Below are 23343 nucleotides of genomic sequence, written 5' to 3'. Positions count from 1 at the left end.
GCATGGCGATATCTGAAAAGAACATATCTAACCGATTATACGTAGTGGCGGGGTGTATGTTTCTCTTTGCGATCGCAGTGGCGGTGAAATTAGTCACCATCCAGGTAGTTGAAGGGGATCATTACAAAGAGCTTGCAGAGAACCGTACGGTAAGAAAGTTTGTCATAGAGCCCAACAGGGGGAATCTTTACTCTGACGATGGTAGCTTGCTGGCAACTTCGGTTACGCGTTATGATATCCGTCTGGATGCCATAACTCCTTCCCAGGAAGTTTTTGAAGAGAATATTAAGCCGTTGTCTGATTCGCTGTCCGTCATTTTCGGAAAGTCACCTTCGTATTATCAGAACCTGATAAGAAAGGCCAGGGCGGCCCGGAATCGGTACCTGCTTATAGCCAGAGATCTCGGGTATACTGATTACCTGAGGGTGAGAAATTTTCCGATGTTTCGTTTAGGTCCGTTTAAAGGCGGGTTAATTGTAGAGCAAGAGACCCAGAGGGAGCACCCGCTTGGTTCTATTGCTCAGCGAAGTGTGGGGTGGGAGCGTTTTAATCCGGAAACAGGAAGATATTTCGGAGTAGGGCTGGAGCGAGCCTTTGGAACTTATTTACGCGGTAAGCAGGGTAAGCGCCTAAAACAGAAGATAGCCAAGGGGCAATGGAAGCCCATTACTGATTATAATGAGGTGGAGCCACAGGATGGTTATGATGTGGTTTCTACCATTGATATCAATATCCAGGATGTTGCTCATCATGCCTTACTTACCCAGTTGGAGAAGTACAATGCCGACCATGGTTGTGTTGTGGTTATGGAAGTGGAGACCGGAGAGGTAAAGGCAATTTCGAATTTGGGCAGAACGCAAAAAGGAACATATTACGAACGCCTCAATTATGCTATTGGAGAATCACATGAGCCGGGGTCTACCTTTAAGTTAATGTCTATGATTGCAGCCATGGAGGATGACGCGGTAGACACCAGCACTGTGATAGATACAGAGAAAGGGGTTCTTAGTTTTTACGGTAAGAAGGTGAGAGACTCCAGGTATGGAGGTTACGGAGAGATCAGTGCTTCTAAGGTGTTTGAGGTGTCGTCAAATACAGGTGTTGTGAAGATCATCGATGAGTTTTACGGAGATCAGCCTGAAAAATTTGTGAACAGGATCTATAATATGGGTCTGCATAAGCCTTTAGGTCTTCCTATAGCGGGTGAAGGGACCCCGATCATTCCGCATCCTAATGATCGTGATCGTTGGAGTGGTATTGCGTTACAGTGGATGGCTTATGGTTATGGTGTTGAATTGACTCCTTTACAGATCCTTACTTTTTACAATGCAGTGGCTAATGGCGGAGAGATGTTGAAGCCCAGGTTGATCAAGGAGGTTCGCCAATGGGATGATCAGGTAAGAAACTTTGAAAAAGAGGTGATCAATCCGTCTATCTGTTCTGCAGAGACTATTAGTAAGGTTCAGCAGATGCTGAAGAATGTTGTGGAGAAGGAGCATGGTACGGGTCACAAACTCTATAGCCCTGACTTTTCAATGGCAGGTAAAACCGGAACAGCACAAAAGAATTACAGCGATAAAAGTAAAAAGCAATACATCTCTTCTTTTGTAGGGTACTTTCCTGCAGAAAAACCGAAGTACTCCTGTATTGTTGTTATCCATGAACCTGATCAGAGCGTGGGGTATTACGGGGCTGATGTTTCCGGTCCGGTGTTTAAGAGTATTGCTCAAAAGATCTATACGAATTCTCCTTTGATCGATACGGTTGATGAGCTTGAGAAACCACAAGCCCCTGCCGTGAAGAGTTACGAGGAGTATTATGCCAAGGCGCAGAAACACTACAATCACATTCCTGACGTGAAGGGTATGAGTGGTATGGATGCGGTTTCTTTATTAGAAAATATGGGGCTTAAGGTTGAAGTGGAGGGAAATGGGAAGGTAGTGACCCAGTTTCCACGAGAAGGAGAAGCGATCAATAAGAATAAAAAAGTCATTTTAAAGCTGTCATGAAGGTGTTGAGAGATATACTATATAAGGTGAATATCGAAGCTGTGAGCGGGGGTACGGATATCCGTATTAATGATATCCATTTTGATTCCCGTAAAGCTTCTCTTGACGATGTTTTTGTGGCCGTACCGGGTACCATTACAGATGGCCATGACTATATATCCAAAGCGGTAGACCAAGGGGTTATTGCTGTGGTTTGTGAGCGAATGCCGGAGACCATGATCAATGGGGTAACCTATGTGCAGGTGCCTGACTCAAAAAAGGCCCTTGCTTTAATGGCTTCCAATTTTTATGGGAATCCTTCCCGTAATTTAAGACTGGTGGGTGTAACAGGTACCAATGGAAAAACAACGGTAACATCACTGTTATATCAACTGTTCAAAAAGGCCGGGTATAAGGTGGGGCTGCTTTCCACCGTAAGAGTTATGGTAGGAGATAAGGAGTTTCCTGCCACCCATACAACTCCCGATCCTATGAGTATCAATAAATACCTTGATATGATGAGTGCCGAAGGGGTGGAGTTTTGTTTTATGGAGGTCAGCTCTCATGGTATTGACCAGGAACGTACTACCGGGCTCCTTTTTGCCGGGGGTATTTTTACCAACCTGAGTCATGATCACCTTGATTATCATAACTCCTTTGCGGAGTACCGTGATGTTAAAAAGCGTTTTTTTGATGAATTACCGTCAAGTGCTTTCGCTATTACCAATGCCGATGATAAGAATGGTTCGGTGATGCTGCAGAACACCAAGGCTTCAAAGTATACCTACGCCATAAAGTCTTATGCTGATTTCAGAGGGCAGGTTATGGAAAATCAATTGAGTGGATTGTTGCTGAAAATTGATGAGCAGGAAGTATGGAGCAGGCTTATCGGTAATTTCAATGCTTATAATCTTCTGGCAGTATATGCTGCGGCTACTTTGCTGGGGCATGATAAATTGGAGGTTTTAAGACTGCTTAGCGAGCTGGAAAGTGTTGGTGGCCGTTTTCAGCATTTTGTGTCTGAAGGCAAAATTACGGCTATTGTTGACTATGCTCATACGCCTGACGCTTTAGAAAATGTACTGAGTACTATAAATACTGTGCGAACGGGTAATGAAAACCTTTTTACGGTGGTAGGTTGCGGAGGCGATCGGGACAAGACCAAACGCCCTAAAATGGCAGGGATCGCAGCCCGGTTGAGTACTACAGCCATATTTACATCAGATAATCCCAGGTCAGAAGATCCGGAAGCTATCATTGAAGATATGGAAAAGGGAGTGGAGCCCCAGGATTATAAGAAAACCTTATCTGTTACCGATAGAAAACAAGCTATTAAAACAGCGTGCACCATGGCTGTGCCAGGAGACATTATTCTGATCGCGGGCAAAGGTCATGAAACCTATCAGGAGGTTAAAGGGGTGAGAACTGATTTTGATGATATGGAAGTGGTTCAAACCCTGTTGAAACAACTAAATAAATAAAACACAATACCCGGTTTTGACGGGTGTACAGGAACAGCGTATGTTATATTATTTATTCGAATTTTTAGAGAACGAATATCAGCTTCCCGGAGCCGGACTCTTCGAGTTTATATCCTTCAGGGCAGCTGCTGCCATAATATTGTCCTTATTGATCTCTACCATTTTTGGTAAAAAGGTGATCAATTTTCTGCGACGTAAACAGATCGGTGAAAGCGTAAGAGAGCTGGGCCTGGAAGGGCAATCCCAGAAGGCAGGTACGCCAACCATGGGGGGTGTTATCATTATCATGGCAACCCTTATTCCGGTGTTGCTTTTTGCCAAGCTGGACAATATTTATATAGAGCTTCTTATTGCGACCACCGTCTGGATGGGTACCATTGGTTTTGTAGATGATTATATTAAAACCTTTAAGAAAGATAAGGAAGGCCTAAAAGGAGTCTTTAAGGTGATCGGCCAGGTGGGTATTGGTATTATAGTGGGGGTAACCCTGTATATGCATCCGGAGGTTACCATAAAGGAGGAGTTGAATGAGGTGAAGAAAGAAAAGATTGAGAATGTACAGACAGCAGTAGATAATGTAACCAACAAAGAATATACAGAAGAGGAGAAGTCAACAAAAACAACCATCCCTTTTGTGAAAAATAACGAGTTTGACTATGCTGTGCTTTTGTCATGGGCGGGAGATAACTACAGGGATTATGCCTGGTTGCTTTTTATTCCTATAGTGATCTTTATTATCACCGCAGTATCAAACGGTGCGAATTTAACAGATGGAATTGACGGACTTGCTGCCGGAAGTTCGGCTATAATCGCCTTAACACTGGGAATCTTTGCCTGGGTGTCAGGTAATATCATTTTCTCTGAATATCTCGATATCATGTATATCCCCAGGGTGGGAGAAGTAACCATTTTTATATCGGCCTTTGTAGGGGCATTGGTAGGTTTTCTGTGGTACAACACCTTTCCTGCCCAGGTATTTATGGGCGACACGGGGAGTCTTACCATCGGAGGGGTTATTGCGGTAATAGCAATAGCAGTAAGGAAAGAGCTGCTGATCCCTGTGTTGTGCGGAATCTTCCTTGCAGAAAACTTATCGGTGGTTATGCAGGTATCGTGGTTTAAGTATACCAGGAAGAAGTTTGGTGAGGGCAGAAGAATATTTTTGATGTCTCCCCTCCACCATCACTATCAGAAAAAAGGGTATCACGAAAGTAAGATTGTTACCCGTTTCTGGATCGTTGGGATCATCCTGGCGGTGTTGTCTATAGTGACCTTAAAAGTGCGATAAATGGAAACATTGGTTGTATTAGGAGGAGGAGAAAGTGGAGTTGGAACGGCCATATTAGGAAAGAAGCTGGGCTTTGAGGTTTTTGTTTCAGACAAGGGCCTGATCAAAGCAGCCTATAAGAACGTTCTTATTCATAACGGAATAGACTGGGAAGAAGGGGGGCATTCTGAATCCCGCATCATGCAGGCAGACCTGGTCATGAAAAGTCCGGGGATACCCGATACCGCACCTATGGTGAGATCACTGTTGGAAAAAGGTGTAGAGGTGATCTCTGAGATCGAGTTTGCCGCCCGCTATACCAAAGCAAACCTGGTAGCCATTACAGGAAGCAACGGGAAAACCACCACGACCATGCTTACGCATCACATAATGAAACAGGGTGGTTTAAACGTGGGAATGGCCGGAAATATCGGGGATAGTTTTGCCGCTATGGTGGCACGGGAAAACTTTGAACACTATGTGTTGGAGGTTAGTAGCTTTCAGCTGGATGGTATCAGATCCTTTAGGCCTCATATAGCTGTGATCACGAACATTACTCCTGACCACCTTGACCGTTATGACCACATTTTTGAAAATTACATAGCCTCCAAATTCAGGATCGCTATGAATCAAACAGAAGAAGATTACCTGATCTACGACGCCGATGATGAGGTAATTACAGGGTGGTTAAAAGATCACCCGGTGCGATCCCGAAAGATTCCCTTTTCGTTAGAAAAGGAGTTTTCTGAAGGGGTTTATATAAAAGAAAACGAACTAATAACAAGTATAAATAATCAGCAATCACGTATGTCAACAGAGACCTTAACCTTGCAGGGCAAACACAATCAAAAAAATGCTATGGCAGCCTCGGCTGTAGCCCAGCTATTAAAAATCAGAAAATCAACCATAAGAGACAGTATGCAAAGCTTTCAGGGGGTAGAACACCGTTTGGAACAAGTGCTGAAAATTCAGGATGTGTTGTTTATCAATGATTCAAAGGCTACCAATGTAAATGCTACCTATTATGCGTTGGAGAGTATGAAGCATCCAACGGTATGGATCGTAGGGGGCGTAGACAAGGGGAATGATTATTTGCCTCTCATGCCTATGGTTCGTGAGAAGGTTAAAGCCATTATTTGTCTGGGGGTAGACAATGTTAAACTGGTAAATACTTTCAGTAGCGTGGTTGATGTAATGGTTGAGACGACTTCGATGAACGAAGCTGTTCAAATAGCGCATAAGATGGCCGATAAAGGTGATACGGTATTGCTTTCGCCTGCTTGTGCTTCTTTTGATCTTTTTGAAAGCTATGAAGATCGTGGAGATAAGTTCAAGCAAGCCGTAAGAGGTTTATAATATTTTGACATTAGCTTACTGAATACCTAATAATACCTGCTACCAGTGCAAAATATTTTTAATAACATAAAGGGTGATAAAACCATATGGGCCGTAGTAGCCCTGCTGTCGCTATTCTCTTTCCTGCCGGTCTACAGTGCCAGTACCAATCTGGTGTACGTGGTAGGAAACGGGACCACCCTGGGGCATCTTATTAAACACGGTATATTGCTGGCCGTGGGGGTAGGTATTATATATGGGGTACACAAAATACGCTACAGGTATTTTAAGGGACTTTCTATTTTGGCGCTACCGGTGGTATTGGCATTGTTATTATATACCCTTGCGCAAGGTACAACGATCGGGGGTGCTAATGCCAGTAGATGGATCAGGGTGCCATTCGTGGGTATTTCCTTTCAAACCTCTACGTTGGCAGCTATTGTGCTGTTACTCAATGTGGCGCGATACCTGGCGAAGATCAAAGATAAAAAACCCTCTTTTAAGGAGTCAATTCTTCCACTTTGGTTGCCCGTATTTGCAGTTTTAGGTTTAATTTTGCCAGCCAATTTTTCTACCACAGCGATCTTATTTTTAATGGTGATCATGGTGTGCTTTCTCGGGGGCTATCCATTAAAATACCTGTTGGGAATCCTCGGGTCCGGACTCGTGGTACTGACGATGTTCGTGTTAACGGCTAAGGCATTTCCCGGGCTTTTTCCAAACAGGGTGGATACCTGGATGAATCGTATCGAAAATTTTGCCGGAGAAGGAGATTCTTCAGGCGATTATCAGATCGAGAAAGCAAAGATCGCCATAGCCAAAGGAGGCGTTGTGGGAATGGGAGCAGGAAAAAGTGTGATGAAGAATTTCCTGCCTCAAAGTTCATCAGACTTTATTTACGCCATTATTGTTGAAGAGTATGGATTAATAGGAGGGTTTACCCTGGTGTTTATATACCTGTTACTGTTATTCCGGATCGTCATCGTGGCTCATAAGGCAGATTCCGTATATGGTAAACTGGTAGTTGTTGCTGTAGGGCTGCCCATCGTATTTCAGGCCTTTGTAAATATGGCTGTTGCAGTAGAATTGTTTCCAGTTACCGGACAGACCCTGCCGCTCATCAGTAGTGGAGGTACATCTATTTGGATGACCTGTCTGGCCCTGGGAATCATATTAAGCGTAAGTGCTAAACGACAGGAGTCGTTAGAGAAGAATAAAAAAGAGAACGAACAAAACCCATTAGCTGTATTAAGTGAGTAGGTATAGGTTCATATTATCAGGTGGAGGTACGGGAGGTCATATCTATCCCGCCATCGCTATTGCCAACGCGCTCCGGAAGAAATTTCCGGAGGCGCAATTCTTGTTTGTTGGCGCCAATGATAAGATGGAAATGGAGAAGGTGCCCCAGGCGGGTTATGCTATTGAAGGACTATGGATATCGGGTATACAGCGAAAGCTCACCTTTTCAAATCTGGCCTTCCCTCTGAAACTGATAAGCAGCCTTTCAAGGTCCAGGAAAATTATAAAAAGCTTTAAACCGGATCTTGTGATCGGTACCGGAGGCTTTGCCAGCGGACCTTTATTGAGAATGGCCGCTTCTATGAAAGTACCCTGTGTTTTGCAGGAACAGAATTCGTATCCGGGCATCACCAATAAATGGTTGGCGCCGAAAGTAGAAAAGATCTTTGTGGCCTATGATGGGCTCGAAAAATTCTTCCCTGCAGATAAGATCATTAAAACAGGAAATCCGGTACGTGAAGATCTGTTGAATTCAGGGAGCAGAAAGAAAGAAGCAGCAGGATTTTTTGGGTTAGACCCTGAAAAGCCTGTCCTTTTCGTGATGGGAGGCAGTCTTGGTGCAAAACGAATAAACGAATTAGTGGCTGCTCATTTACCATTGTTCTCAAAAATGGGAGTACAGGTACTATGGCAATGTGGTAAGCTGTATTATGAAAAGTATAAAGAGTTCGAAAGTGAGACCGTAAGGGTTAAAACATTTATAGGGCGAATGGACCAGGCCTATGCAGCCGCTACTGTAATTATTTCAAGAGCCGGCGCCGGAGCAGTGTCTGAACTATCTATCGTGGCCAAACCTGTGATCTTTATTCCTTCACCCAATGTGGCAGAAGATCATCAGACCAAAAATGCCAGGGCAGTGGCCGATAAAGGAGGGGCGGTACTCATAAGGGAATCGGAACTTGAAGATCGGTTTGCTCCTGAATTTGAGAACCTGGTCAATGATAAAGATCATCAGCAAAACCTGTCGGCAAATATTAAAAAACTGGCTTTGCCGGGGGCCACAGAACAGATCGTAACAGAAATAGTAAAAATACTGAACGCAAAACAGAGAAATGTCTGATCGTAATTTTCAACATATCAGAAAGGTGTACTTCCTGGGGATAGGAGGTATCGGTATGTCTGGTCTTGCCCGTTATTTTCACAGTAACGGAGTGCATGTGGCTGGTTATGATCGTCATAAAAGCAGTATTTCAAGTGCACTTGAAGAAGAAGGTATAACCATAGGTTATGAAGATTCTGTTGATGGTATTCCGGCGGAATTCTTAGAAAATACACCCGGAACCCTCGTAGTGTATACCCCTGCCGTCCCTCAAACAAACCTGCAATACAGCTTTTTCAGGCATAAAGGGTTTCAACTTGTAAAACGGGCAGAGGTGCTGGGCATTATTACACGAGAAATGAAATGCCTCGCGGTTGCAGGTACCCATGGAAAAACCACAACCTCTTGTATCCTGGCTCATATTTTAAAAGAAACAGGATACGATATCACGGCCTTTTTGGGAGGTGTCTCTGAAGACTTTAATAATAATTTCCTGATAGAGGGGGATGATTGTGTGGTGGTAGAGGCTGATGAGTTTGACAGGTCTTTTCTTCACCTGTCACCTGATATTGCCTGCGTAACCTCTATGGATGCTGATCATCTGGATATATATGGGCAAAAAAGCGCTCTTGACCAGAGCTTTAGAGAGTTTGCTGCCCGGGTAAGACCTCAAGGGAAACTATTGATCAGATACGGATTGCCTCTTGAAGGCATGACGTATGGTTTTGAAAAAGAAGCCGATTATCGGTTTGAAAATATTAAGATCTCCAACTCAGCCTACACATGTGATTTGGTAACGCCTTATGGCGAGGCACGCAATGTTGTGTTCTTCAAACCGGGAGAACACAACTTACTTAATGCTTTAGTAGCAACAGCAATGGCGGTCGAAATGGGAGCCCCCCTCGACCGCCTTACTAAAGCCTTAGGAACCTTTAAGGGTGTAAAGCGTCGTTTCTCTTATCAGCTGCGAAAAGAGAACCTTGTGTTTATTGATGATTATGCGCATCACCCTACCGAGATCAATGCGGTATACCAGGCGGTAAAAAGTTTCCATCCGGGACAGAAGGTTACGGTGATCTTTCAGCCTCACCTGTTTAGTAGAACAAGAGATTTCATGGATGATTTTGCAGCTGCTTTGGAAAAGTTTGATGAGATCATTTTATTGGAGATATATCCGGCGAGAGAGTTGCCTGTTGAAGGCATTACCTCATCGCTGTTACTTGACAAAATAAACAACCCGAACAAACGACTCCTGAGTAAGCCTGATGTCTTGAAGGCCTTAAATCAGCATATGGAAGGGGTGGTTTTAACCCTGGGAGCCGGAGATATAGGAGAGCAAGTTGAATTGATAAAAAACGCGTTGGAGGAGTGAAAAAGTATTGGCCACATATAAGGTTGATCATCGTGATGCTTATGGCAGCAGGTCTGTTCTCATTCGCGAACCATCGGAATGCTCACCGCAAGGTGCCTGCCGATAAAGCGATCGAGTTCCTGAACGAAGATGCCCTTTACATTACCTACAACTCCGTTAATAAGTTGTTAATACAAAATGATATACCTGCTTCGGGAGTGCTGACAGAAGATTTAGATTTGAATAAGATCGAAAGTACTCTTAATGAGAACGATATGATCAAGGAGGCAGATGTGTATTTGAAGTTGAATGGTGAGCTGGGAGCCAGGATCGTTCAACGTACGCCTATTGCAAGAGTGGCTGGAAATCAGACATTTTACATCGACGAAGACGGGAAATACATGCCCTTGTCTGCGGTGTATTCAGCCCGGGTTCCTCTGGTAACAGGGAGCGTAGAGCGCGATAAACTGAACTCGGTGTATCAGCTTGCCGCTTATATATTTCATGACGATTTTCTAAGGAAAAATGTGATTGGAATTCATAAAAGTCGTGATGGCTTCGAGCTGAGATTTAGAACCGATACGTTTGTTTTAAAATTCAGTGATCTGAATAATCTGGAAAAAAAGTTCAACAATTTTAAGGCCTTTTATCAGAAAGGCGCTAAAGATAAGTCATTGGCCGTCTATGCGGCCGTTAACCTGGATTTTGACAACCAGGTGGTGTGCACCAAAAAATAGAATATGGAAAGTACTAATTACGCTGTTGGATTAGATATAGGTACCACTAAGATCGTGGCCATGATCGGTCGTAAGAACGATTATGGGAAAATAGAGATCCTTGGAATCGGGAAATCTAAGAGTCTTGGAGTACATCGGGGTGTGGTAAATAATATTACCCAAACTATTCAATCTATACAGCAGGCCCTGGAAGAGGCAGAAAGTGTATCAGGATTAAAGATCCACGATTGCGTGGTAGGTATCGCAGGGCAGCACATAAGAAGTTTACAGCACAGTGATTATATCACAAGGAGCAATTCTGAAGAGGTGATCAGTGAAGGCGATGTTGAAGATCTTTGCAACCAGGTGTATAAGCTGGTTATGTTGCCCGGGGAAGAGATCATTCACGTATTACCCCAGGAGTATAAGGTAGACGGACAGGCCGAGATCAAGGAGCCTATAGGAATGTACGGTGGCCGTCTGGAGGCTAATTTCCATGTTGTGGTGGGGCAGGTAACATCGATCAAAAATATCGGGCGTTGCGTAAAAAACTCCGGACTTGAATTGTCGGGGATCACCCTTGAACCACTGGCTTCGGCGAATGCTGTGTTAAGCCAGGAAGAGAAGGAAGCTGGGGTAGCCCTGATCGATATAGGTGGGGGAACAACCGACCTGGCTATTTTTAAAGATGGTATTATCAGGCATACAGCCGTAATACCTTTTGGTGGTAATGTCATTACAGAGGATATTAAAGAAGGGTGCTCCATCATAGAAAAGCAGGCCGAACTACTCAAGATCAAATTCGGTTCAGCCTGGCCGGGAGAGAATAAGGATAATGAGATCGTTTCCATACCCGGACTGCGTGGTCGGGAACCCAAGGAGATTACCCTAAAAAACCTCTCTAAGATCATTCATGCCCGCGTGGTAGAGATCATTGAACAGGTGTATATGGAGATCAAGAATTACGGTCATGAAGAGCAGAAGAAAAAATTAATAGCCGGTATTGTACTTACCGGTGGGGGCAGCCAGCTGAAACATTTAAAACAGTTGGTAGAATATATAACAGGAATGGACACCCGTATCGGGTATCCGAACGAACATCTTGCAGGTGATTCAGATACCGATGTGGCCAGCCCGGTATATGCCACTGCGGTAGGACTGGTAATGAAAGCCCTGGAGCAGCGCGCGCGCGGATCCATCGGAGAAAAGATGGAAGCCGAAGCGGAGGTTGCAGATATGGCGCCGCAACAAGGAACGGATCCTGAAAACCGGGGTGAGCAGCAGGACGATAAGGAGCGGGTGGTAAAGCCAACTCCGCCTAAAAAATCGTTCCTGGAGAAATTTTCAGACAGATTAAAAGATTTTTTAGATAATGCCGAATAACGACAACCCAAGTGTCGGTATTAACAAATCAATTAAAAACAGGGGTAAAACAGCGTAATTATGAGTGAAGAAAAAAACAATTTTGGCAACATCTCATTCGACTTACCTAAAAACCAAAGCAACGTGATCAAAGTGATTGGTGTTGGAGGTGGTGGTAGCAATGCGATCAACTACATGTTCCAGCAGGGTATTAACGGGGTAGACTTTGTGGTGTGTAATACAGATGCCCAGGCCCTACAGAACAGCCCGGTGCCCAATAAGGTGCAATTAGGGGTGTCTTTGACCGAAGGGTTAGGTGCAGGAGCCAATCCTGAAGTTGGTGAGCAGGCAGCTATTGAAAGTCTTGAAGAGCTTCAGGCCATGCTCGATACCAATACAAAAATGGTTTTTGTAACTGCCGGAATGGGGGGAGGTACCGGAACCGGTGCAGCACCTATCATTGCCAAATTAGCCAAAGACATGAATATCCTTACTGTGGGTATTGTAACCAGTCCTTTCCAGTTTGAAGGAAAGAATCGTTGCGCCCAGGCACAGAAGGGTGTTGAGCGTCTGCGCAGCAATGTCGATTCACTCATCGTCATCAATAATAACAAATTAAGAGAAGTATACGGTAATCTTGGGTTTAAAGCCGGATTCTCTAAAGCAGACGAGGTGTTGGCTACAGCCGCACGTGGTATTGCAGAAGTAATTACCCATCACTACACTCAGAATATTGACCTTCGGGATGCCAAAACCGTATTGTCAAACAGTGGTACCGCCATTATGGGGTCTGCAGCCTCTACCGGTTCTAACCGTGCGCAGGAAGCTATCATGAAAGCCCTGGATTCTCCATTGCTGAATGATAACAAGATCTCAGGAGCTAAAAATGTATTGTTGCTTATCGTTTCCGGTACTGAAGAGATCACCCTTGATGAGATCGGAGAGATCAATGATCATATCCAGGATGAGGCAGGGCATAATGCTAACATCATCATGGGTGTAGGTGAAGATGAAAGCCTTGGTGATGCCATCGCGGTAACCATAATTGCTACGGGTTTCAATACTGATCAGCAACACGAGATCACTAATACAGAGGTAAAACGAATCATCCACACCTTAGAAGATGAGCAAAAGGCCACTCATGACCTGAGTCCTGAGGGAGGAGCTACCGGAAGAATTGCGCCTAAAAAAGCACCGACTGCACAACCGGTTGAAAAGCCGGAACCAAAGGTAATTCGCCATCAATTGGAAGAGCCTGCTGCGCCTAAGCAGGAGGGGGTAAGGAACACCATGGATCTGATACCTGCTTCAGAGTTGATCAGGAATATTGATGTGGAATATGAGCAGGTAAATGCAAGAGAGGAAGATTTCGTGATCATTGACACCACAGCAGGTATTCGAAATATTAATGTTGTAGAGCCTGAAGAGGTAAAGGCAGAGCAGGACGAGAGCCAGATCGCTTTGAGTTTTGATATGCCGCTGCATTCAGAAAATATTCAGGAAGAAGAAAAGGAGAATACCATCACCTTTGATCTTACTGATGTTATTAAGGACATGCAGGTAAATGAACCTGAGGAAGTAGTGCCGTCTCCGGAGTATGCCGATGATGGTACTACCAGATATAGTCTTGATGACTATATGGACATGGAGAACAAGCTTAATAAGGCTCAACCAAAGCAGCAGGAGAAACCTACAGAGGTTATTGAAGAGGAGATGATGGTTGAGAAAAAGGTTTTGCCCGCCGAAGAGCCCAAAACTGTTCCCCAACCTGCGGAGGATGTTGATCCGTTTAATAGTTCTATCGAAGAAAGTCTGAGAAGAAGAGCGGAAGAGCGCAGACGCAAGTTGAAAGATTTTAATTATAAGTTTCAAAACAATTCGGCCCGTATTGACGAAATAGAAAAGCAACCCGCCTATAAGCGCATGGGAATCGATCTTGACGATCATCGTGCCAGAGAGAATGATCCTTCACGAATGAGTGTGGGTACAGATAGTAACGATGATGTACAGCTAAGAAGTAATAATTCGTTTTTACACGACAATGTTGATTAATAGCAAATAGCATTTTGTGTTATGCGAGAAACCCGGGAACTGTCAATAGTTCTCGGGTTATTTTTTTATCTTCGCACCGCTGTTTGATTAAAGCAATTTATAACTATGAGCTTACAGGATAAGGTAATGGCCGAGATGAAGGCCGCGATGAAAAGTAAAGACGCTGCAGCCCTTGAGGCCCTTCGCGCAGTGAAGTCAGAACTGCTTTTGGCAAAGTCCAATGCCGAGACCAAAGACGGACTCACAGAAGAACAGGAGATCAAGTTGCTGCAAAAATTGGTAAAACAGCGTAAAGACAGTGCTGCAGTATTTTCCGAGCAGGGCAGGGAAGATCTGGCAGGTCCGGAGCTGGCCCAGGCAGCCATCATTTCAAAGTTCCTTCCGGAGCAATTGAGCGAGGAAGAGATCGAAAAGGTGGTTGTTGCAGTTATTGAAAAGACCGGTGCCGAGAGCATGAAAGATATGGGTAAAGTCATGGGAATGGCCTCCAAAGAGCTCGCCGGAAAAGCTGATGGAAAAACCATCTCAGCTATTGTGAAAAATAAATTAGCGGGTTAAATTTGCCCACGTCAATAGACAAACGTTCGTAAGAACGGCCCCGTAGTTCAACTGGATAGAATATCAGATTTCGGCTCTGAGGGTTGGGGGTTCGAATCCTCCCGGGGTCACTACAAGCACCAAGTCCGGCAACGCAAGTTGCCGGACTTTTTGTTTCCGGCCCAACCGAAACTTGTTTCAGGGTTGGGTAAGGAAACAAAAAGTGGCAAAGGCGGATGCCTTTGCAGGACTTGGTATTTGCAAAGGCGAGCTTATTGAGGATCACGAAGTAATCCTTATGTCTTGCTTGAGCTTTTACAGGAAAATAAAAAGGCGCAAAGCCATAGGCTTTGGCGGACTTGGTATTTGCAAAGGCGAGCTTATTGAGGATCACGAAGTAATCCTTATGTCTTGCTTGAGCTTTTACAGGAAATTAAAAAGGCGCAAAGCCATAGGCTTTGGCGGACTTGGTATTTGCAAGAGGGGGACCAAGCGTTTAGAAAAGGTCCTGTGGACCTTTTTAGCGCCGGGGCCAGCTGGCGCGATGGAAGGATCACGACTGAAGGGAGTAATCCCCTGCTAATGTTGGGAGACAGATTGTTTTGCTTCCCTTCTTTTCCCCGGCCCAAAGGTGAAGCCCTCACGAGCTCCAATAAAAATTAATACTAGACGAGTAAAAGGGCTGAAGGAAAGCCCTAGCGAAGACGAGAGGTTTTGGTATTCTCGCATAACCGCATAACCGCATAACTACTCCCCGGGAGTATACCAGATCGGACTGGTATAGGCCCGCTCCTGTATGCTTTCCGGAACACCTTCGGGGCGGTCTACTCCGAATATCTTTGCATCGATGGTGGTCCACCTCGGGGTGGGTATCTCGATCACCCTTACATAGTAAAAGGCGTGTTGGGACTCATCAAATTCAGGGTCCTGCCAAAAGGCCTGTAAAAAGGGTTCTCCGATCGAATTGTCGAAGGTGGCATTTTCAATATCCACCGTATTGCCGACCGGTTCGGTAGCTCTGCCGTCAGCATTGACCTGTCGGCCGTCTGATAGGGCGATATCGTAGATGCGTTCCTGTGTTTCGCCCTGAGCATCTACCCAGCCTTTTACCATTTGTATACGATCCAGGTTGGCCCCGTCTGGATCGCGAAGGGCTCTGACCAGGAAGGTTGGAGCATCACCAGCTGCTTTGGTCAGATCGCCACCCATAGGAACTCCGTTTTCGTAACAGTAATTGGCAAAATCAGATCGGGAAAGATCGTCAGCACTGAAATTGAAACCTGCAAATACCCTGACACGTAGTCGTGTACCGGTGGTGGCATAGGTTTCCTTTCGCGCCATGGCATCCCAAATAGCTTCCCGGGTATTCTCCCTTGCCCATACGGCTGCTAATCCCGAAGCACTGGTCTTATAATGAAGAATGGAGTAATCCCGACCCTTTGGATCAGGCAGATATCCTGTTATTTTTTCATTGAAACGATTAGGATTTGCGGTGGGTTCACCAGGGGTGGCCTTTCCGAAGTAATTATCTTCGGTGGTGGTGGCCAGGGAGGTATGGGTGTCTGTGCTTCCGATTAACCCAAACTTGAATGGATTAACCCCAAGAGTAGTGTTATAAAGTAGCCCTCTTTTAAGGGCTTCCCTGGCATATTCTCTGGGGATCATTTCAGGTTCTTTGGCAGAACCAAAGCTTCCTTTATCCCAGGTTTCAAAATCGGCAAACTCATCTTTAGGAGACAACATGGGGTGAGCTTCTCCATCTCCTTTCATCTGGGTCACCTCGTAGATGGGCTCCCATTTCATTCGACGGGTGGCATAGTCTGCGTCAAGTGGTTTTTTGTCTGTCAGGGTCACCTCGTCAAACATAAGGCCATTAGAAAGGTTCCCGTTGTGGGGGATGGCCAGGAGCTTCCCACTTGTTTTATTTTCATAATCTTTCATCCATTGCCACAATACCTCCGGGTCTTCGCTGTCGTATCCTGAGATGGGAATGATCATGTCGGCTTTTTGTTTCCCATCCCTGAAGATCACATTCCGGTGGAGGTTATTTCCATCGGGAGAAGAGGTCCATTCAAATCCGATAAAGGCCGTGAAACTCCCTGGTTGGTTATGCTCTTCAGCGAATTGTGTAATTCGCTGCCACATAGATTCTTTAAGCACGGTCATTTCGGCTAGCGGATCCACTTTTTGCGAGATTCCACTACCCCAAAGGGCATAGGCTTCCCCCATCTTTCCGGCTTTTACCAGGTCATGTACGTTTTTTCCCCACTCACTTTTGAGCAGATCCGGATTGGACTCTTCTATCATAGGAGCTAATCCGAGATTCTCAGAGTGATCGGCTACAACAATAAAATCAAGGGGTCTGGCAAGTCTTGTTTTAACCCCATTGCTGGAGGTTACCGTTTCTCCTTTGGCAAACCGATAGGCGGCATCGGGTCCCAGTGTATTACCAAACATCCCGGCATCTGTCGAATAGGAGGTATGCACATGGGTGTCTCCAAAAAATACCTGGTTGGGGAAATTTTGCTCCGGATAGGGGGAGTACTTAATGTCTTTTTTATTCTCTACCTCAGGAAATACCTGGGCAGAAACAGATAAGGATAGCAGGAAGAGTAGTGTCAGGGGCCAGAGGTGAATGGCTGTTTTCATGACGGTTGTTTTTGCATGACGCAAAGTACAGTAAATCAAAGGATTAAAGGATGATAAATATCAGTAACGAAAGGGGTGTGGGGAAGCAGGCAGGCAGGTAGATGGGTAGACAGGTAAGTAAGGAATTATGAACGCTCGGTCCCGCAAAGACGAAATTCATCATTCATAATCCATTATTCATCATTGAGTTCCTCGTACCCCGTAACTTTTAACCACTCCCGACTCTCTACTCTCGACTAACGATTCATATACTGCTCCGGGTTCTTCTCAAAACTCACCTTACACCCATCACAACAGAAATACACCTTCTCATCCTTGTATTCGATCACGTGTTTGGGGTTCTTTTTGGATACAGGTACCCCGCAAACGGGATTGATATAATAGTCTTCTGCGAATTGTTCATTCACAGGCTCTTGAGCTGTTTCCATCTCTTCGCTTTCGCAGCGAGAGCCATAGCCTGTATTTGCCTTTCGGAAATCAGCGATCACATCGGCCAGGATGCTGATAGCTACTTCACTTGCCAGTTTGGCATTGATGTCTATACCAACAGGGCTTCGCAACTGGTTGATCCGTTCTTCCGGAATCCCTGCGCTGGTAAGGTAGGTCTTTATGTCATCCGACTTTTTAGCGCTGGCTACAAAGCCTACATACTTCGCATTGGTTTCCAGTGCCTTTTTCACCGAAAGCTCATCGTCTTCTCCCTGGGTGGTGACGATGATATAGGTGTTGGTGAATTTCTTGATCGTACTAAAGTCAACATGATCTTCCAGGCGCTGGGCAGAAGGAAACATTTGCACATCGGCATCGGAGGCCATGACGGTTACCCTGAAATCGGCAGCTGAGGCCAATTGCACCAGTTTACGGGCTATATTGCTTTTACCGACTACTATGAGTTCAGGTTGGGGTATTACGGGTTCTATCATAATTTCTACGGTTCCTTTACTTTGGCAAGACATAACATATTCTTTGTAGGTAGGCGTTTCTTTAGACCCGCCTTCAGGTGATATGCGAACTCTTCGGTAGCGTTTGGTCTTTATCACTTCCAGGGCTTCTTTGATCACGATACCCCGCACACAACCGCCGCCGATCCATCCGATGAGTTCGCCGGTTTCCAGAATAATAGCCTTGTCGCCCACCTTCCCGGAGCTTGGAGCAATGCGATCTACTACCTGGGCAATGGCAAAATCATCGCCTTCAGCCAGGTGTTTTTCTATCTGTAAAGCAAGTTCGTTAAACATCCATTAGTATTTTTTCAAGTTTTAATAAGCTGTCCAGGTTATGTGCCGATTCGAAAGCATCGAGATGCGGCATTACGTTCACGATACCCGTTTGAATGGGTTGGTATCCCTGCGTTCCCTTTAAGGGATTAAGCCATACCAGGGTCTTACACTTTCTCTTGATGGTTCGTACTGCTTCTTTAAGTTCGGCTACATTTCCGGTTTCCAGGCCATCGCTTAAAATGACCACCACATGTTTTTGGCTCAAAAACTTGCTGCCGTATACCGAAAGAAATTCGGTAAGCGAGGCGCCTATCTTTGTGCCGCTCGACCAGGATTGTACATTTTTCCCGATCTCTTTTAAGATCTCCAGCTCGTTATTTTGCCGCAACATGGGGGTTACGTGGGTGAGCTCTGTACTAAAGGTAAAGAACTCCAGGGTCTTAAAGTATTTTTTTAAGACCAAAATATAGCGCAGCAGGTAATAACTGTAGGTGTCCATAGATCCGCTTACATCCAGTATAAAAACGACCTTCCGTTTCTCTTTCCGTTTTCTCTTACGGGATAATTCCAGTAGAAGTCCCCCTTTAGAAATACCGTGCCTGATAGTATTTCGGATATCGATCTGTCCGCTGTTGGCACTTTCCAGCCTGCGCTTAAAGCGCATGCTCATTTGGTGAAAGAGTTCTTCGGCCAGTTCTTCGAACTTCTCTTTGTCGCCAACATCTACTTTTGAAAAATCGGTCATTCTTAGCCTCAGCGATTCATTGGCTCCAACGGTCTGCTTGGCTTCTTCCTGCTCCACCTTTTTTTTCGGGATCTTGAACTCCGTTCCCAGGAAGATAACCGTATCAACATCCTTTTCTTTTTTAAGCTGCTTGACCTGCTTTTTGCGTTGTTCCAGTTTTTCTTCGTAATACCGGCTCCAGAAGCGATCAAACATCTCATCAAAGCGGTCGTAGTGTTCTTTACGCTTGCAGAATATGGCCTTCAGGCTGTACTGAAAGAGCTTTCGGTCAAGCGCATATCCTCTTGAAGCGATCTCAAAAGCATCTCTTGTTTCCTGCGGACCGAGCATGAACTGTCTTTCTCGACAATACAGGGTAAAGTCGATAATACGTTCTTTGAATGTTTTATTTACAGCCTGCAATAGAAAATGATTTGGAGGATTAATAATGATCAGTCTATTGGTACAAGGAATTCCTGCACCGATCGGTTGGTTACGAATTCAACATCATCTTTGTGCTTGAGTACGCTTCCAATGGTGGTCTTGACGATCTCGTCGGTGATATTTTTCTGATTCATCAGCAATAGGGTCTTGGCCCAATCCAGTGATTCTGCTATGCCCGGGGGTTTGTGAAGGCTGGCTTTACGCAGATTATGGATAAAGGTAACCACCTGGGTGGCCAGTTGCTCGTCAATATCAGGGAGTTTTTTACTGATGATCCGGATCTCTCCGATCTTGGTGGGGAAATCTACCCAATGGTATAAGCACCTTCTCCTGAGTGCATCGCTGAGTTCCCGGGTTCTGTTGGAGGTCAAGATAACCAGGGGTTTTGTTCTGGCGGTGATGGTGCCAAGCTCGGGAATACTGATCTGAAAATCGGAGAGCAGCTCCAGCAGATATGCCTCAAATTCCTCATCAGCCCTGTCGATCTCATCGATCAGCAACACCACAGGTTTGTCAGCACTGATAGATTGTAATAGGGGGCGTTTCAAGACATAATCCATTCCGAAGATCTCCTTTCCCAGGGTCTTTTTATCGGTTTCCTGTTCAAACAATTTTATGTGAAGCAATTGTTTTTGGTAGTTCCACTCATAGATGGAGGTACTCACATCCAACCCTTCATAACACTGCAAGCGTATCAGGTCGGTACCGAGGTGTTGTGCCAGGGTTTTGGCCAGAACGGTTTTACCTACTCCCGGGCTTCCTTCCAGCAATAAAGGCTTCCCCAGGTTCTTTAACAGAAAAACAGAGGTGGCAAGCGCTTCATTCAGGATGTAGTCATGCTTATAGAAGTCCTTTATCAGATCGTCAATTTCTTTATTCAAGGCCCTTAAATTTAGAAAGCTATGCCATTTTATAGCATAGCTTTACTGTTATTAAATGGAGAAGTCATTATGCTGTAGCCTCGGCCTCTGCTAACTTCTTGGTGAAATTAGATGCAAACTGCTTAAAAAGCTGGTTGGATACCGTGGTAATAAGACGGGATCCGAACTGGGCTATTTTTCCGTTGATGGTCACATCCATCACAGAGTCAAGTTTTGTACCTCCGTCGTCTGCATCAGCGAGGTTAATGGTCATCATCATCTCGGCATTTCCTTTTCCTTTAGAGTCAACCCCGTCTCCGGTAATGATGATCTTACGGTTGTCTTTGTCGATCTCTTTATAGTAGATATCGGCATCGTACTGAACGCCCATCGGGCCGAACTTCATTCCTACTTTCCCCTTGTAGTGGTTGTCGCCCACTTTTTCATCAACTGATACCCCTGGTACGCAGTCCATAACTTTTTGAGGGTCTATCAGGTGTTCCCAGACCAGGTCGTTACCCTGGGGGACTTCAAAAGATTTTTCCAATTGTGTTTTCATAGTGCTTTTATTATTCCTGTATAGGAGTTTGTGTTATTTAAGCCCGGCCCGCTAATTCGAATCAGCGGGCCCTGACTCTGTGCTATAGCTTTACGCCTTTTGTTTTGCTTCCTGGATGGCATCCCACACTTTTGATGGGGTGATTGGAATATCCAGGTGTTTAATGCCTAATGGATAGAGGGCATCAATGATCGCATTGGCAATGGCAGGAGGCGCACCAACCGTTGGCGACTCTGCCACTCCTTTTGCTCCCAGCGGATGGTGAGGTGAAGGAGTAATGGTATGCCCGGTTTCCCACTTAGGCGACTCTACTGCTGTTGGTACCAGGTAATCCATGAAGGTACCGTTCAATACGTTTCCTTCATCATCATACTGAATGCCCTCATACATGGCAGGGGCTATTCCCTGTGTCAAGCCTCCGTGTACCTGTCCTTCAACGATCATGGGGTTGATAATATTCCCGCAATCGTCAATGGCAACGAATCGTTTCACATCAATGGCACCTGTTTCCTCATCAACCTCTACCACACAGATATAGGCGCCGTTCGGGAAGGTCAGGTTTGGTGGGTCATAGTAATGGGTGGCCTCAAAGCCCGGTTCCATTCCCGGAGGAATATTGGTGTATGAAGCAAATACCACTTCCTGTATGGTCTTCGACTTTTCAGGAGCACCCTTTACGGAATACTTACCAACTTCCCATTCAATATCTTCCTCACTCACCTCAAGAAGGTAAGCGGCGATCTTTTTACCCTTATCAACAAGCTTACGGGCAGCGATGGCTGCGGCTGCACCTGCAGTAGGAGTACTTCTACTGGCGTAGGTTCCTAATCCGTAGGGTGCCGTGTCAGTGTCTCCTTCTTCGATCTCAATATCGGAGTAGGGGATACCCAGCTCTTCTGCCAGGATCTGGGCATAGGTGGTTTCGTGTCCTTGTCCCTGCGACTTGGTACCGAAACGGGCCAATGCTTTTCCTGTTGGGTGTACCCTGATCTCTGCACTGTCGAACATGGCGATCCCCAGAATGTCGAAGTCTTTAGAAGGACCGGCTCCAACCACCTCGGTAAAGGTGCTGATACCGATACCCATGAGTTTCCCTTGGGCGCGTTTTTCGGCCTGCTCTTTTTTATAGTCGTCATACCCCAGCATGTCCATGGCTTTCTTGAGGGTAGCGTGGTAATCGCCACTGTCATAACTCCAGCCAAGGGGAGAGGAGTAAGGGAACTGCTCTTTCTTAATAAAATTTTCAAGGCGTAACTGGGCGGGATCTTTGCCGATCTCTGCGGCCAGCTTATCTACCATACGTTCTATGGCGTGCACCGCTTCTGTTACACGGAAGGAACAGCGATAGGCAACTCCTCCCGGAGCTTTATTGGTATACACTGCATCCAGTTCTGCAAAAGCGTGTTCGTAATCGTAAGACCCCGTACAAATGGAGAACATTCCTGTAGGATACTTTGACGGGTTAGCCGAAGAATCGGTATACCCATGATCAGCCAGGGTCGACACCTTAAAGGCCTGGATCTTTCCGTCTTTGGTGGCGGCAAGCTCGCAGTCCATATGATAATCACGGGCAAACCCGTTAACCAGGTTCTCCGAACGGTCTTCGATCCATTTCACCGGTTTTCCGATCAGGAAGGTTGCGGCAATAGCGATCACGTAACCGGGATACACGGGTACCTTACCTCCGAATCCTCCTCCGATATCCGGAGCAATGATCCTGATCTTTTCTTCTGACAATCCAACGTGTCCTGCCACCAGGGCCACGATGGTGCGAATGGCATGAGGTGCCTGTGAGGTCAGGTAGATCAGCATTTTTTCGGTGACCTTATCATAGGAAGCCACGACCCCGCAGGTTTCAATAGAAGCTACGTGAATCCTTGGTAAATGAATGCGCTCTTTTACCACCACATCGGCCTTGGCAATGGCCTCTTCTGTTTTGGCCTTGTCGCCGCGTTCCCAGTGATAAATATGATTGTTTTCCTGTCCTTCCTTATCCGGTCTCAACAAAGGTGCATCTTCATCCAATGCCTTAAATGGGTCTACTATAGCTTGCATGGGTTCGTACTCTACTTCCACCGCTTCGGCACCATCAACGGCAATATAGCGATCGGTAGCGATCACGGCACAAACCTCCTGAGACTGGTGCATGATCGTATCGGTAGGAAGTACCATTTGTGAGTCAGAGAGCAGGGTAGGCATCCAATGCAGATTGTATTGGGCCAGGTCTTCTCCCGTAATTACAGCAAGTACCCCGTCAATGGCCAGGGCCTTGTCTTTGTTAATGCTTTTGATCTTGGCATAGGCGTAAGGGCTACGCACCATAACCATATGCAGCATGCCGGGTAATTTTACATCATCTACATAATTTCCCTTACCGTGTAAAAACCTGGCATCTTCTTTTCTTTTTATAGAGTGGCCCATTCCGCCAACCTCCGGTGATGTTTTACATGAGAACATAAT

General features: G+C 45.5%; 17 protein-coding genes and 1 tRNA gene. 12 read left to right on the top strand and 6 right to left on the bottom strand.

From position 1 onward, the window contains the following. The first annotated feature begins 2 nt into the window (after nt 1-2). The 12 genes from E7Z59_RS00725 to E7Z59_RS00670 all read left to right on the top strand — a co-directional run bounded on the left by E7Z59_RS00725 (nt 3) and on the right by E7Z59_RS00670 (nt 14558). The gene (locus tag E7Z59_RS00725; RefSeq protein ID WP_136334376.1) at nt 3-2009 is read left to right on the top strand and encodes a penicillin-binding protein; all 2007 of its coding nucleotides are present in this window, start codon (nt 3-5) and stop codon (nt 2007-2009) included. Further along, entirely contained in the window at nt 2006-3469 is a 1464-nt protein-coding gene (locus E7Z59_RS00720; RefSeq protein ID WP_136334375.1) for a UDP-N-acetylmuramoyl-L-alanyl-D-glutamate--2,6-diaminopimelate ligase, read from the top strand. Before E7Z59_RS00725 ends, E7Z59_RS00720 begins: the two co-directional genes overlap by 4 nt. Nucleotides 3470-3509: 40 nt before the next feature. After that, on the top strand, nt 3510-4757 hold the full coding sequence (gene mraY, locus E7Z59_RS00715) for a phospho-N-acetylmuramoyl-pentapeptide-transferase (protein ID WP_136334374.1): 1248 nt from the start codon (nt 3510-3512) through the stop codon (nt 4755-4757). Next, nucleotides 4758-6092: a UDP-N-acetylmuramoyl-L-alanine--D-glutamate ligase gene (murD, locus tag E7Z59_RS00710; RefSeq protein ID WP_136334373.1), complete on the top strand. Its 1335-nt coding sequence runs from the start codon at nt 4758-4760 to the stop codon at nt 6090-6092. Between the two features lie 45 nt (nt 6093-6137). Next, nucleotides 6138-7331 (top strand): FtsW/RodA/SpoVE family cell cycle protein, encoded by a 1194-nt coding sequence (locus E7Z59_RS00705; RefSeq protein WP_136334372.1) that lies wholly within the window; start codon nt 6138-6140, stop codon nt 7329-7331. After that, the gene (murG, locus tag E7Z59_RS00700; RefSeq protein ID WP_136334371.1) at nt 7324-8430 is read left to right on the top strand and encodes an undecaprenyldiphospho-muramoylpentapeptide beta-N-acetylglucosaminyltransferase; all 1107 of its coding nucleotides are present in this window, start codon (nt 7324-7326) and stop codon (nt 8428-8430) included. Before E7Z59_RS00705 ends, murG begins: the two co-directional genes overlap by 8 nt. Then, entirely contained in the window at nt 8423-9781 is a 1359-nt protein-coding gene (murC, locus tag E7Z59_RS00695) for a UDP-N-acetylmuramate--L-alanine ligase (RefSeq protein ID WP_136334370.1), read from the top strand. The genes murG and murC overlap by 8 nt, the downstream gene beginning before the upstream one ends. Continuing rightward, nucleotides 9778-10497: a cell division protein FtsQ/DivIB gene (locus E7Z59_RS00690; RefSeq protein ID WP_136334369.1), complete on the top strand. Its 720-nt coding sequence runs from the start codon at nt 9778-9780 to the stop codon at nt 10495-10497. The genes murC and E7Z59_RS00690 overlap by 4 nt, the downstream gene beginning before the upstream one ends. A 3-nt stretch (nt 10498-10500) precedes the next feature. Further along, the gene (gene ftsA, locus E7Z59_RS00685) at nt 10501-11859 is read left to right on the top strand and encodes a cell division protein FtsA (RefSeq protein ID WP_136334368.1); all 1359 of its coding nucleotides are present in this window, start codon (nt 10501-10503) and stop codon (nt 11857-11859) included. A 60-nt stretch (nt 11860-11919) separates the two neighbouring features. Beyond that, nucleotides 11920-13890, top strand: coding sequence for a cell division protein FtsZ (gene ftsZ, locus E7Z59_RS00680; protein ID WP_136334367.1), 1971 nt, complete (start codon nt 11920-11922; stop codon nt 13888-13890). Between the two features lie 105 nt (nt 13891-13995). Next, nucleotides 13996-14448, top strand: coding sequence for a GatB/YqeY domain-containing protein (locus E7Z59_RS00675; RefSeq protein ID WP_136334366.1), 453 nt, complete (start codon nt 13996-13998; stop codon nt 14446-14448). A gap of 36 nt (nt 14449-14484) precedes the next feature. After that, nucleotides 14485-14558 (top strand) — tRNA-Arg (locus E7Z59_RS00670). A gap of 616 nt (nt 14559-15174) precedes the next feature. Here E7Z59_RS00670 and E7Z59_RS00665 read toward each other — a convergent pair. From E7Z59_RS00665 to E7Z59_RS00640, 6 genes are all read right to left on the bottom strand, one after another. Beyond that, nucleotides 15175-17076 carry a DUF3604 domain-containing protein gene (locus E7Z59_RS00665; RefSeq protein ID WP_136334365.1) on the bottom strand — a complete coding sequence of 634 codons (1902 nt, stop codon included), beginning with the start codon at nt 17074-17076 and terminating at the stop codon, nt 15175-15177. A gap of 236 nt (nt 17077-17312) precedes the next feature. Further along, a complete protein-coding gene (locus E7Z59_RS00660) occupies nt 17313-18314 on the bottom strand; it encodes an XdhC family protein (RefSeq protein WP_136334364.1) in 1002 nt (333 codons plus the stop codon). Further along, nucleotides 18307-19443 (bottom strand): vWA domain-containing protein, encoded by a 1137-nt coding sequence (locus E7Z59_RS00655; RefSeq protein ID WP_136334363.1) that lies wholly within the window; start codon nt 19441-19443, stop codon nt 18307-18309. The genes E7Z59_RS00660 and E7Z59_RS00655 overlap by 8 nt, the downstream gene beginning before the upstream one ends. 29 nt (nt 19444-19472) lie before the next feature. Further along, the gene (locus E7Z59_RS00650; RefSeq protein ID WP_136334362.1) at nt 19473-20345 is read right to left on the bottom strand and encodes an AAA family ATPase; all 873 of its coding nucleotides are present in this window, start codon (nt 20343-20345) and stop codon (nt 19473-19475) included. 67 nt (nt 20346-20412) lie between these two features. After that, on the bottom strand, nt 20413-20883 hold the full coding sequence (locus E7Z59_RS00645; RefSeq protein ID WP_136334361.1) for an SRPBCC family protein: 471 nt from the start codon (nt 20881-20883) through the stop codon (nt 20413-20415). 90 nt (nt 20884-20973) lie between these two features. Further along, a complete protein-coding gene (locus E7Z59_RS00640) occupies nt 20974-23340 on the bottom strand; it encodes an aerobic carbon-monoxide dehydrogenase large subunit (protein WP_136334360.1) in 2367 nt (788 codons plus the stop codon). Between the last annotated feature and the right edge of the window lie 3 nt (nt 23341-23343).

The sequence above is a fragment of the Robertkochia marina genome (genome assembly GCF_004799345.1).
Lineage (GTDB): Bacteria > Bacteroidota > Bacteroidia > Flavobacteriales > Flavobacteriaceae > Robertkochia > Robertkochia marina.
The sequence above is the reverse complement of the archived record's forward strand: the minus strand, read 5'-3'. Positions and strand labels throughout refer to the sequence as shown.